Origin of the sequence: Bacteroides sp. ET71 (assembly GCF_023336905.1) — a bacterium.
In the GTDB taxonomy this organism is placed as follows: domain Bacteria; phylum Bacteroidota; class Bacteroidia; order Bacteroidales; family Bacteroidaceae; genus Bacteroides.
On the sequence record NZ_JAMBLS010000010.1, the window covers coordinates 35,241 to 47,666 of the forward strand.

General features: G+C 37.1%; 10 protein-coding genes. 7 read left to right on the forward strand and 3 right to left on the reverse strand.

Annotation, left to right across the window (positions count from 1 at the left end; genetic code table 11):
* Positions 1 to 2: 2 nt before the first annotated feature.
* Positions 3 to 554, forward strand: a complete 552-nt coding sequence (locus M3090_RS07400) for a GIY-YIG nuclease family protein (protein ID WP_249054957.1) — start codon at positions 3 to 5, stop codon at positions 552 to 554.
* Positions 473 to 2,911 carry a restriction endonuclease gene (locus tag M3090_RS07405; protein WP_249054959.1) on the forward strand — a complete coding sequence of 813 codons (2,439 nt, stop codon included), beginning with the start codon at positions 473 to 475 and terminating at the stop codon, positions 2,909 to 2,911. The genes M3090_RS07400 and M3090_RS07405 overlap by 82 nt, the downstream gene beginning before the upstream one ends.
* Before the next feature lie 39 nt (positions 2,912 to 2,950).
* On the opposite strand, the gene M3090_RS07410 is transcribed toward M3090_RS07405, so the two are convergent.
* Positions 2,951 to 4,249, reverse strand: a complete 1,299-nt coding sequence (locus M3090_RS07410) for an HNH endonuclease (protein WP_249054961.1) — start codon at positions 4,247 to 4,249, stop codon at positions 2,951 to 2,953.
* A 206-nt stretch (positions 4,250 to 4,455) separates the two neighbouring features.
* Here M3090_RS07410 and M3090_RS07415 point away from each other — a divergent pair, with 206 nt between their 5' ends.
* Together M3090_RS07415 and M3090_RS07420 are read left to right on the forward strand one after the other, a co-directional pair.
* Positions 4,456 to 5,274: a DUF1837 domain-containing protein gene (locus tag M3090_RS07415; RefSeq protein ID WP_249054963.1), complete on the forward strand. Its 819-nt coding sequence runs from the start codon at positions 4,456 to 4,458 to the stop codon at positions 5,272 to 5,274.
* Between the two features lie 8 nt (positions 5,275 to 5,282).
* Positions 5,283 to 7,370: a DEAD/DEAH box helicase gene (locus tag M3090_RS07420; RefSeq protein ID WP_220446465.1), complete on the forward strand. Its 2,088-nt coding sequence runs from the start codon at positions 5,283 to 5,285 to the stop codon at positions 7,368 to 7,370.
* Positions 7,371 to 7,473: 103 nt separating this feature from the next.
* On the opposite strand, the gene M3090_RS07425 is transcribed toward M3090_RS07420, so the two are convergent.
* Entirely contained in the window at positions 7,474 to 8,484 is a 1,011-nt protein-coding gene (locus M3090_RS07425; protein WP_249054966.1) for a tyrosine-type recombinase/integrase, read from the reverse strand.
* Positions 8,485 to 8,580: 96 nt separating this feature from the next.
* Positions 8,581 to 9,486, reverse strand: a complete 906-nt coding sequence (locus tag M3090_RS07430; RefSeq protein WP_249054967.1) for a helix-turn-helix domain-containing protein — start codon at positions 9,484 to 9,486, stop codon at positions 8,581 to 8,583.
* Between the two features lie 848 nt (positions 9,487 to 10,334).
* Here M3090_RS07430 and M3090_RS07435 point away from each other — a divergent pair.
* Genes M3090_RS07435 through M3090_RS07445 form a run of 3 tightly spaced genes read left to right on the forward strand, consistent with a single transcriptional unit; the run spans position 10,335 to position 12,425 of the window.
* Entirely contained in the window at positions 10,335 to 10,961 is a 627-nt protein-coding gene (locus M3090_RS07435; protein WP_087249100.1) for a hypothetical protein, read from the forward strand.
* A complete protein-coding gene (locus tag M3090_RS07440) occupies positions 10,958 to 11,785 on the forward strand; it encodes a nucleotidyl transferase AbiEii/AbiGii toxin family protein (protein WP_087249102.1) in 828 nt (275 codons plus the stop codon). Before M3090_RS07435 ends, M3090_RS07440 begins: the two co-directional genes overlap by 4 nt.
* A gap of 22 nt (positions 11,786 to 11,807) precedes the next feature.
* Positions 11,808 to 12,425, forward strand: a complete 618-nt coding sequence (locus M3090_RS07445) for a hypothetical protein (protein WP_087249104.1) — start codon at positions 11,808 to 11,810, stop codon at positions 12,423 to 12,425.
* Position 12,426: the final 1 nt, after the last annotated feature.

A 12,426-nucleotide genomic window follows, 5' to 3' on the forward strand; every position in this document is an offset into this window, starting at 1 on the left:
TTATGGAACATAACTTCTTTCCCCAACGACCTGCTGTTACTCCTACAATATATGCCTACAGATTGCCTGGAGTAGAGTCACACAAAGGATATTTGAAAATCGGGTATACCAACCGTACTGCCCAGGAACGTATTGAAGAGCAGCTCCACACAAGCAAAATCAAGTATGAGATTGTATTAGTCAAGTCTGCAATGGCTAATGACGGATCTTGTTTTACAGATAAGGACATACACAGGATTCTTGAAAGCAAAGGATGTCATCGACTGAATCCTCTTGACAAAACCGATGAGTGGTTCAAGTGTTCAGTATCTGATGTTGAAGCTGCTATATTATCCCTTCGTACAGGGTCAGACAATGTTGAGAACAGAACACAGAATTTCACGATGCGTCCTGAACAGTTTCGTGCCGTAGAACAGACTAAAAATATTTTGATCAGGCACTCAAGGAAGAGCCTGGTCACACACCAAAGTTCTTGTGGAATGCAAAAATGCGTTTCGGGAAAACATTTGCCAGTTATCAGCTGGCAAAGAAAATGGGGTTGTCGCGGATTTTAATCCTTACATTCAAACCTGCTGTAGAATCAGCCTGGAGAGAAGATCTTATATCCCATATCGACTTTGAAGGATGGCAGTACATATCCAATAAAGATGCACGCAACAATAATTTGAATATTGACCAGGAGTTTAATCGTACGGATAAATCAAGGCCCATTGTCGTTTTTGGTTCGTTTCAGGATTTGCTTGGCACAAACGAAAGTGGAGGAATAAAGACAAAAAATGAGTTTATCCATTCGACAAATTGGGATTTGGTAATATTTGACGAATATCACTTCGGAGCTTGGAAAGAGAGAGCGAAGGAATTGTTTGAAAAGGAGGATGAAGAAAATGAGGTAGATTTTGATGTGGAAAAATATCAGAAAGATGAAGCAAGCAATGCCATTAATGAAACATGGCTTCCTATTTCAACACGATATTATCTGTTTCTCTCAGGAACACCATTTAGAGCCATCAATACCGGAGAATTTATAGAGGAGCAGATCTTTAACTGGACTTATTCTGATGAGCAGCGAGCTAAAACGGAATGGAAAGGTAACGGTAATCCTTATATAGCTCTGCCACGAATGGTAATGCTTACTTACCGTATGCCCGATGAAATACAGGAAGTAGCAAAGCAAGGTGAGTTTGATGAGTTTGACCTGAATGTGTTTTTCGCAGCAGAAGGCAAAGGTGCAAATGCCAGATTCAAATATGAGAACGAGGTACAGAAATGGCTGAATCTTATTCGTGGTTCATACCTTCCAGCTAGTGTAGATGACATGAAATTAGGACAGGATAAACGTCCTCCAATGCCATTCAGTGATACTCGATTGCTCAATGTACTTTCACACACAATTTGGTTTCTGCCTAATATCGCATCTTGTTTTGCTATGGCAAATCTGCTTGCTCAACGGCAAAACAAATTTTACCACGATTACAAAGTGATAGTATGTGCTGGAACTGCAGCCGGAATCGGTCTGGATGCTTTGTATCCGGTTCAGGCGAATATGGGAGATCCTCTTAGGACAAAGACAATAACACTGACTTGTGGCAAACTGACAACAGGTGTTACCGTGAAACCTTGGACTGGGATATTCATGCTACGGAATTTGAAAAGTCCGGAAACATATTTTCAGGCAGCATTTAGAGTTCAGAGTCCATGGGAAGTAAAGGATGAGGATGGAAGACGTGTCATAATGAAAAATGAATGCTATGTCTTTGACTTTGCCCTTGACAGAGCGTTACGGCAAATATCCGATTACAGTTGTAGACTGGATATCAATGAATCCAACCCAGAGGCGAAAGTCGGTGAGTTCATAAAATTTCTTCCTGTGCTGGCTTATGATGGCAGCAGCATGAAAGAAGTTGATGCACAAGACATCTTGGATATCGCTTTGGCAGGAACTTCGGCTACGTTATTGGCAAAACGGTGGGAATCAGCCCTGCTTGTAAATGTAGACAATGATACACTGAAACGTTTGCTTGCGAGTCCTGAAGCCATGAAAGCCTTGATGAATATAGAAGGGTTCCGTAACCTGAACAATGACCTTACTACCATCATCAATAAATCCGAGGCCGTTAAAAAGGCAAAGAAAGAAAATCCCAATCCAACCCCAAAGGAGAAAAAGGAAATTTCTGACGAGGAAAAGGAAATGAAGAGTAAACGCAAACAGATTCAAGAGAAACTGATAAAGTTTGCTACTCGTATTCCTGTATTTATGTATTTGACTGACTACCGTGAAAGATGCCTGAAGGATGTCATTACACAGTTGGAGCCAGGTCTGTTCAAGAAAGTTACAGGTTTAAGTGTCGAGGACTTTAATATGCTCTGTTCACTCGGTGTATTTAATGCACCGCTGATGAACGACGCTATCTTCAAATTCAAACGCTATGAAGATGCTAGTCTGACATATACTGGTATCAATAGGCATATAACAGACGAAGTAGGTGGCTGGGATACTACCATCCGCAAGGAGCAGTATGAAAAACTCTTCTACAATCAGCAATCCTCAATGACAAAGGTAGATTCTGATTCCTATTCAAAAGGTACTGAAACAGTCAATAAAAAACAAACTGAACAAGGAACAACAAAGACCTCACAACCTCATTCTGTACCAGTTGTACAATCTCGCCCTGTAAATGAGCTCACTACTGCGAAGTCACCATCTGTGCAATCAACGAAAGAGGATGGTAATCTCAAAAAACAACTTGAGAAATTAGCGGTTGACAGTACTGTAGTTCATAAGAAGTTTGGCAAAGGAACGGTTGTAAAAATCAATAAGAATGAGAAGTTTATCTATGTCAGATTTACATTAGGAGAAAAGAAGTTTATTTTTCCTGATGCTTTTTTAATGGGATTCCTGAAACTGGAATAATTACAAAAATTAATTAATCTAATAATTAGGGGATTTCGGCTAAAGATTATTTTTCTTATTAAGTACAAAGTAATCTTTCCCTAATTTACATTCTGGAGGAATTTGTAGCGTAAAATCTACTCGTGTGTATGTCCTTTGAGATGATGATAATTTATTGAAAGACCATTTGATCCTATTATACCAAGATTGAATCATTTCTTGAAAGATTTTGTATTTCTTCGGTGTGGTGAAATGATATTTATCCTTTGATGTAAAGGGTATAATAAATGCAAATATGGTGTTGGCTATCGCAAATAAGGCAAAACAATATGGATAATTGTAATTGTTTGTTTTGCGTATTGATACAATCAAATACGGGGCTTCCATTTTTATCTGGGCATCCCCAATAGCAACTATTGGCAACTTACAATACCTTGTTGTCGAATTTATCCAATCAATAGTTTTCCTAAAATCTGCTAAGTATCGTTTATTAACAACACTTACTACATATTTACATAAGCATTTATATACATTTTGAGGAATGTATTTTAGGGTGCTAGCATCTAGTGATAACTGCTCTTTAAAAAAATCTTCTATATTCTCAGGAAATTTTTGTTGCAGTTGTATTGTTATGGTCCCTACATTAGTGTCGCTTTTAGTTGCTTCATTTAATGATAGTTTGAAATTTTTACCAGCGGTTGTTCTAATTCCATTTTTCCCGTGAATAGAATAAATAGTTAAAAGAGATGAAAGCATATTTGCAATGTCCGGCTCTATTGTTCTACTGAATCGTTCATTACAATTATCGCATTCTTCTCTACAGATGATACTTTTGTTCCCAAGGGATTCACTAATAGCATGAGCTGTATTATTAAATGAAACTATTGGAACTTGTTGACCACAAAATCTACATATTCGATTAGATTTATCTGTTTCACCTATATATTGTCTTCGTTTAGCATTGCCATTAAAACTTTGAGTGTAGTACAAAGATGCTATTTGACTAATTGTTTTATCCAAATTAGAGGTCGTATCTTCTATGCCATTTAATTTATCTACTTTATTTCTTAAATGATATAGTAAAATAGTATCATCAATTTTTCCAGGTACAACAATAAATTTGCTATCCTCAGGTATCCTGTCAAATACAGCTTTTATTGCTAAATACTTTCTATTAACCCTGCTTAGCTCGTCAAATATTTTCAAACGAGACTTGAATTTTTTGCTTGCCACTTGGACTCTCAAAATATCTCCTTTAGTATTAGATTCAAATAAGTAAGAGAAAAACTGATAATCTTTGTATGTTGGTATATTAATATTTAAAAATTGATCAATAAGAGATACGATAGTGATTATCATTGTGAATATTTTTAAGCAAAGATACTATTTTATGTCTTGATAGTAAAAACATATGAGGAATAATCCGTACCTTTATATTCAAAATCATAAATATATAAAATAGTGTACGTATGTATAGGCCGTTTCACATTGTGCTATCTTGCCCATTTGCAGATATATTATCAGATACGTCTATCTCTCCGATTGAGAATAAGGATACCTTATGTATGGTGCAGGATTTCGAAGATGGTGCATGGAGAATTAATGATTTTCTAGACTATATTTGGGATAATGTTGCTCAAACTGCACTAAACCAAGCAGAACGAATGGCATTAGGTAGCCGTCCTTCTTCTATGTTAGTTCGGGCTGCAAAGAATCTTAGAATTACAGACAATGACATCGCCGGTGGAGAAATAGCAGAAATTTTGTTGTATGCTATAATGCGTAATTATTATAACGCGCTTCCTGTTGTGCCTAAAATTTACTATAAGCAGAATGTGAATGATTATGCAAAGGGCGCAGATAGTGTCCATATTGTATTGGAGCCAGGCGATAAATTTTCATTGTGGTTAGGAGAAGCAAAATTTTATGATTCTATAGACGATACACGCTTGACATCAATTGTTACTTCTGTTTATAATACCTTGTCTACTGACAAAATAAAAAAAGAAAATTCTATTATTATTGGCATTAATGAATTATCTACATTAGATATACCCGATAATATAGTTTTAGACATAAAGAAACTTTTAAATAAAGATATTTCCGTTGACAAAATAAAGCCTTTATTACATATACCTATTCTTATATTACATGAATGCAACATTACATCAAAGGCAACACGACTCGAAGAAAGCTATATAAAATCTATGCGGGATTTTTATATTGATCGGGTTAATTCTTATTTTAAGAAACAAATTGAAAAATGCGCTACAGATGTGTATATGTATTCTGAAATCAAATTTCATTTAATGATTTTTCCTGTTCCAAAGAAATCTAAAATTGTTGAGATGTTTACGAATCGTGCTAATATTTTTAGACTTTAATAATAGTTATGAATGAAGATTTGTTTTATAAGTGTTCAGAAATAAATGATTATCTAATAGATGGAGATGAGCCTAAGGCAAGAGATTTGTTAATTCAACTATTAGATTATGTTGGTAGAAATAATATTCAATACTTCCCTCTGTTGAATTCTCTAATTAGAGAAGTTGGATTGTATCCTTATATGGATGTTAATTCTTCTGAATGGGAAGATGCATTTGTTTACAATCTATTTAAGGCAGACATCGGTTTGAACGAAGAAAAAGTTTTGCATAGAGAACAGTTTAGACTTTTAAGTTCTTTGTTAGCAGGTAAGAATATTGCTGTAAGTGCACCTACTAGCTTTGGTAAAAGTTTTGTTATTGATGCTTTTATTAAATTGCGGAAGCCTAGAAATGTAGCAATAATTGTCCCAACAATAGCATTAACTGATGAAACGCGTAGACGAATATATAAGAAATTTGCAAATGAATATAATATAATAACTACAACCGATATTCCATTAGCAGAAAGAAATATTTTTATATTTCCACAAGAACGAGCACTATGCTATGTAAATAAGATTGATTCGTTAGACATATTGATTGTTGATGAATTTTACAAATCAAGTAAAGATTTTGAAAAAGAAAGATCTGCATCATTGATAAAGGCCATTATAAAGCTAGGTCAAATTGCAAAGCAAAAATATTATTTAGCTCCTAATATAACTAAAATAGAGGATAATCAGTTTACTAAAGATATGGAGTTCATGAAAATGGACTTTAATACTGTTTTTCTTAAAGTTACAGATTATTATCCTCAAATAGGTACTGATACTCAAAAAAAAGGAGAATATTTCTTAAATCTAAATAGAACATTGAAAGGTAAGACTTTAATATATGCTGGATCTTTCTCTAATATAACATCTTTATCAAATTTAATACTAGAAACCTCTCCTAAAATTGATTCAGTATTGTTAAATGACTTTTCTGATTGGTTGGGAAAGAATTACGATTATAATTGGAATCTTACTTTATTAGCTAAACGAGGAGTCGGTGTGCATAATGGTTCATTACATCGTTCATTAAGTCAAATTCAGATTAAATTGTTTGAGGAAAATGAAGGTTTGAATCGTCTAATATCAACATCCTCAATAATCGAAGGTGTTAACACATCTGCAGAAAATGTTATTGTATGGATGACCTCTGGAAGAGGTTTGCAATTTAGTAATTTTGCATATAAAAATCTTATTGGAAGAGCAGGGCGAATGTTTAAACATTTTATAGGGAATATTTATGTTTTGGCTAAAAGACCTAATGATACAGAAACTCAGCTTGCAATACCTTTTCCAGAAGAAATATTAGGAGATTTAGATAAAGAGAAATATGAGAAAATATTAACTCGCGAACAAGTTGCTAAAATAGACGAACATGATAAGGAAATGCTAAACCTTGTTGGAAACGCATATAAAGAGTACAAAAATGATTCTATACTGCAAGCTCAAGATTCTAATTTACTCAAAACCATTGCTCATAAATTGTCCAGCAATCCAGAAGCTTGGGAATGTTTGAAATATTTAAATTATTCAAATCCAGATTACTGGGATGCTGCTCTTTATAAAATATTAAACCTACAGCCAGGCGCTTGGGATGCTAAATATGGTACGTTTGTTGAATTTGTTAAAATATTGTCGGGAAATTGGGAGAAAACTATTCCTGAATTATTACAAGATTTAGATGATATAGGTATTGGTCTAGATACTTTTTTTAGATTAGAGCGTAATGTGTCTTTTAAATTATCTTCATTAATTAGCGATGTAAATATACTTCAAAAAGCAATTCTAAAATCTGATTTTGATTTATCTCCATTTATTTCCAAACTGTCATCCGTATTCTTACCAACAGTTGTTTATCAATTGGAAGAATATGGTCTTCCTAGAATGATAGCAAAAAAGATTCAGAATTCTGGGTTGATTGATTTTGAAGATAAAGGGTTAACTTTGAGTGCTGCCATATCAAAATTTAATACACTAAATGATGAGGATATAATTTCTTGTTCAAAGTTAGAGTCTTTTGAAATCTACATTTACAATTATTTTAAAGATGGGATAACGCAATAACTAAAAAAATCCTATCTTTGTTCTTGGAATAAGAGCGTTCTTTTTCGATAATGCAAAATAGGACAGATAAGGGAATTCTGCTCGTTTCTAAATCGTTACCTGCTTAATAAAGCGATTCGTATAAACTGCTTATTTTCAGAGAATAGGATAAAAGGTGATGCCTAAAGCAGTGAAAGCTGATGTGCTTATTGATTCCGGCTTTCTTAATCCATTTCTTTAATGGATGTTGCGTCATGCTTCGTTGTAATCCCTTGAATACTTTTCCCGTGCCGGGTGTTCCACACAATTCGTATGCCTCGTTGCTGATAGGGAGTGTTGCTTCCGTTTGCGTCTTTTGTGTACGAATGCGCAGGCAATAACCTTGGTCGGGCGCAATTTCGAAATCTTCCCATTGCAGTTTCAGAATGTCACTGATGCGCAAACCAGTTAGGCAGGCGAAAAGAGAAGCCGCTTTGAGTACGGGGATGTCGCAGGGAGTGGCTGCAAGCAGCTTGACTTCATCCAGTGTCAGATATTCCTTTTTCACATCCTCCGACTCAATCTTATCCAAGAAATCGTTGATGTTCTCACGAATCCATTTGTCACGATAAGCAATTTTCAGCAATCCTCGGAATGTGGAGTAGTAGCCGGAAGCTGAATTGAGCGAAATGGGACGGTCGGAGTGTTTGAGTTGCTTGGCGTTCAACAGGTATTCGCGGAAACGCTTGCACAAATCCACGTTCACTTCACCGAAGGTACATTTGCCCTTGACGAAGTTATAGAAATGCTGATACACGAAAGTCCACTTCTCATCTTTGGTGCGACACATCTTTTTGAAGTAGGCAAGAAAATCGGCTTTTTGCTTGGTCTTGTCCAAGAAGCCGAACTCTTCGTTGATAAGGGATTGCACACGGATACATCGAATGGCTTCCGCCTTGTTCAGCATCTCATTATTGAATGCCCGTTCCATTTCGTTTTTGGGATGGGCATAGAGGTAGATGCCAAGGTATTCCCTGCGGCTCATCTGCATCGTTTCGGGGTTGCGTACTGCCGGATAATAATCCAGATACAAAGAAATACGGTCATTGCGAATCGCTCTTTGGCGAACGGTCACTTTTGTACAGGTGTGATTCATAACTAATGATATTTAGAGTTTTACATTTGTTTTGGGCACAAAGAAATCGGGTGATAGAATGGCGAACAACATCACCGGACGATAACCGGAAAATCGTCATTCAATCTTTGGAGGGGCAAGAAGTTTATCCAATTCAGTCCTGCTTATGAAGGTGTATTTGCCTTTCTTTATCTTAGAAATATGGTGCCATTTCACATAATGGTAAAGCTGGTCGCGCGTGAGGTTGAACTTCTCCATTGCTTCTGCCACGGTATAATACATCGTTTCTTCCGGCTTGGCAATTCCTTTGGCAATGTCCACGTGCTTTTTCGAGTAATACACCATAATGCCTTCCTTCTTCTTTGGAATGGCGTTTTTGTAGGCAAAGGTGTAGATAGCGGACAAAGTCATGCCGAACTTTTCCTGCATTTCCTGCGTGCTGTACCATTCGGTGATGTCTGGGTCAGGGGCTTTCTTGGCAAAGTAGGCATCAATATGTTTTTTACTCCAATAGGTCTTGCCACGATTGAAGGTGCGTGGAATGTTATGCTTCTTGGCAATAACGAATATCCACGATTCATTAACATGGTATTTTCCCTTGACTTCGGAGGTGGTGTAGAAGTCGGTGATAGGAGCTTTTTCTTTTGTCGGAGTATGGAACTCTATAGGAGTATTGAACAATTTCTCAATATCCTCTTTCTTTAAAAAGTATTTAAAACCTAATCGAATGACCTTCAATTCACCTCTTTTAATGTAACCATAAATAGTTGGTCGAGTTACTCCAAGATAAATAGCTGTCTCAGTGATTGTAAGAAAAGGTTTATCTTTTATTATGGTAATAGGCTTTTCTTCAATCTTCTTTTCGATGTTTTGATTGTTTATCTTAATCGCCTCATCACGCTTTCTCTTTTTATAGAGTGCGTTGGCGCATTGTTTAGAACAACACGCTGTAGTTGTCTTTTGGGCGATAAACTCTTTACCGCACCAAGCACAAATTCTTTTAATTTTCAAATTACTGCTCATTTTATTTCGTCTTTATTTCTCCATTATTTCTGTCAAATCCCGTAAAACCACGTAAAATGGCGTAAAGTTTCTCTACTACCTTGCTTGAGGTTTTTATAGGTCTTGCGTCCGAGTTACAAATACGGTACAAAAATGAGCAGAAAAAGACCTTCCAACGATGAATATCGCTGAATGAGCAAAAATAAAAGGCGCTCAAAATGAGTGCCTTACTAATCAATGATGATTGATGTTAATCGTTTGTAAGTATATATTACTTGCCGACGCAGCATATCGAACTGCTTGAAAACAAAAGAATTGGCATTTAAACGGTAGAAAAGCCATTTTTCGCTTGTTTTTCAGGCTCAAAACTGCCTATTTTGCCACTCTTTTCTCTTGAATCGGAACCAACGGGAAAACTGCCGTTTCCCGTCCGAAGTCCACCTATTTTCTATCCGTTGCGAAGATACGAAATAAGCGGTAATTTCACCAACTGAAGTCAACTAAAAACAAGATGCAGTCACGAAGATTTTTGCAGCCAAAAGAAAAACATGTTGTGTCGTGTATGGATTCTGGTCAACAGGGTAGGTTGTCTGGCGAAGCCATTTCTTTTCTTCCCTTTGTTCTGACTTTACTTTATTAGGCGTATATATGAGTACGGTGATAAAGTAAAGTTACTTTTTAGAATATGCCGGACCAGGGAAGATTTGGTGGATATTGACAAAATAGCGAAAAAAGATTTGGTGGAAAGTATAACCCTCATTGTTTATCTACTTGCATCACTAAAAACATAGTTATATGGAAAGTGATATTTTCAGCAGAAAAACATATTGAATATGCTTTTATATTAAAATAATATCTATCTTTGTGCTATGAACAATCCATTGCGACAGTTGGGAAATATCCCTGTTACGGCTTCCGTTTTGGAGTCCCTGTTTCCACATATCAAGGGCGGAAACCAGAAACTCAGGTTACTTGAGCGTGACAAACAGATAATACGTCTCAAGAAAGGGCTTTATGTGTGCAGTCCTGAAATAACGGGGAAAACACTTTCGACCGAATTGATAGCTAATCATCTGTATGCTCCATCATATGTTTCCATGTCATCGGCTTTGCGTTACTATGGGCTGATACCGGAAGAGGTTTACACCAAACAGTCCATGACTTTGAAGTATGCCAAGAACTTTGACACGCCGTTTGGCAGGTTTGAATATACACATATATCTAAGGCCGCATTTCCTGTAGGACTGACAAGTATCAAGAAAGATGGCTACGCATTTGTGATGGCTACACCGGAAAAGGCTCTTTGTGATCTGATTGCAAATTCTCCAAAAGTGAATTTGCGCTATCTGAAAGATGCCGAGATTTATCTGGAGGAGGATATACGGATGGAACGAGAAGATTTTATGCAGATGGATGCCGGGGTATTTGAAGAATACATCAAGGTCGGCAAAAAGTCTGATTCGATACGCACATTACTTAAATTGCTGAAGAAATGAAGAATGAGATTTATGACAATATGCTCTCGGCATACGATATGGCTACGGAGCAACAGAAGCGGAACGCCATATTTGAAGTGAACCAGCAGGTGATACTTGCAGGGCTCTACAACGGTGGCTTCTTCGACGTGGCTGCTTTCTATGGCGGTACCTGCCTCAGAATTTTTCATGGCCTCCAGCGCTTCAGCGAGGATATGGATTTTTCCCTTCTAGCTCCCGATGACAAGTTTGATTTCACGAAATACTTCCAGCCCATCATAGATGAATTTGCCATTGTCGGTCGTGAGGTGGAGATTAAAAAGAAGGACAAAAAGGGATTCGGGAAGGTGGAATCCGCTTTCCTGAAAGACAATACGGATGTGTATGATGTATCTTTCCAGACCGATAAATCCATAAAAATAAAAATTGAGGTTGATACTCAACCCCCGTTGAATTTCAGAACGGAGCAAAAACTGCTTTTACAACCGCACTCCTTCATGACACGCTGTTTCACTTTGCCGGATTTGTTTGCCGGGAAGATGCACGCATTGGTGTACAGGGGCTGGAAAAACAGGGTGAAAGGTCGTGACTGGTATGATTTTGAATGGTATGTTCGCCATAATGTACCTCTTGATTTTGCCCATCTCGCAGAACGTGTCCGCCAGTTCAACAATGAAGAAATCGGACAGGCGGAGTTCTTGGCTCAATTGAAGGACAGATTAGTTTCGGCGAACATTAATCAGGTAAAGAGCGATGTTCTTCCCTTTGTTAGGAATCCCAAGGAACTTGACATCTGGTCAAACGATTATTTTGTCCAGTTGGCAGATATGATGAAGTTTGAATAATAACAGTTAATATTTACTGATTATGGCAAAACAGATTTTGATTGGCATTAAGGAAAAGAAACTGAGTGAGGTTGCGCACTATCTTATGATATATTTCCCATATAACGAGGAAATGTGCAGCTATACGGATGTATGGATGGGAGAACAACTGTACGAGAACAAATATCCGTTGGTTTCTAAAGGTTTGTGGTCAGGAATAATCGACTTGAAAACAAATAAGTTGCTAAATTGGAAGTCTGAATATGGGGATATGTACTTACAAGCCAAAGTCTGCGACAGCGGCACGTATTTCCTGCTCGATAAAGATAAAAAAGCAATATGTAAGATTGCCGGATATGTCCCAAACGGCCTGATTCCGGAGTCAGATGACTGCGGTGACTATATCCGTTTAAGGATCAATAGTGACGGCTCGATAGAAAACTGGCCTGAGAATCCGGACTATTCTGATTTTATAGAAGGCTCTGAGTCTGTTGAAAGAATTGACACGGATATCGAAGAAGAACCGATACTGGATACCAGAGTTGAGTTCACTTACAGCCAACTTATGGCAAAATTGCTTCGGTTGCCTAAATTCTTGCAGCTGGAAATAGGCAAAGCGTTAGTGGCAAATGCTTCGGATGGATTTGAGGAAGACGAATGAA

Excerpts from the sequence above, each read along its gene's own strand:
- M3090_RS07445 (WP_087249104.1), top strand. The coding sequence starts at position 11,808 with ATGGCAAAACAGATTTTGATTGGCATTAAGGAAAAGAAACTGAGTGAG.
- M3090_RS07425 (WP_249054966.1), bottom strand. The coding sequence starts at position 8,484 with ATGAATCACACCTGTACAAAAGTGACCGTTCGCCAAAGAGCGATTCGC.
- M3090_RS07420 (WP_220446465.1), top strand. The coding sequence starts at position 5,283 with ATGAATGAAGATTTGTTTTATAAGTGTTCAGAAATAAATGATTATCTA.
- M3090_RS07410 (WP_249054961.1), bottom strand. The coding sequence starts at position 4,249 with ATGATAATCACTATCGTATCTCTTATTGATCAATTTTTAAATATTAAT.
- M3090_RS07440 (WP_087249102.1), top strand. The coding sequence starts at position 10,958 with ATGAAGAATGAGATTTATGACAATATGCTCTCGGCATACGATATGGCT.
- M3090_RS07415 (WP_249054963.1), top strand. The coding sequence starts at position 4,456 with ATGGTGCAGGATTTCGAAGATGGTGCATGGAGAATTAATGATTTTCTA.
- M3090_RS07400 (WP_249054957.1), top strand. The coding sequence starts at position 3 with ATGGAACATAACTTCTTTCCCCAACGACCTGCTGTTACTCCTACAATA.
- M3090_RS07430 (WP_249054967.1), bottom strand. The coding sequence starts at position 9,486 with ATGAGCAGTAATTTGAAAATTAAAAGAATTTGTGCTTGGTGCGGTAAA.
- M3090_RS07435 (WP_087249100.1), top strand. The coding sequence starts at position 10,335 with ATGAACAATCCATTGCGACAGTTGGGAAATATCCCTGTTACGGCTTCC.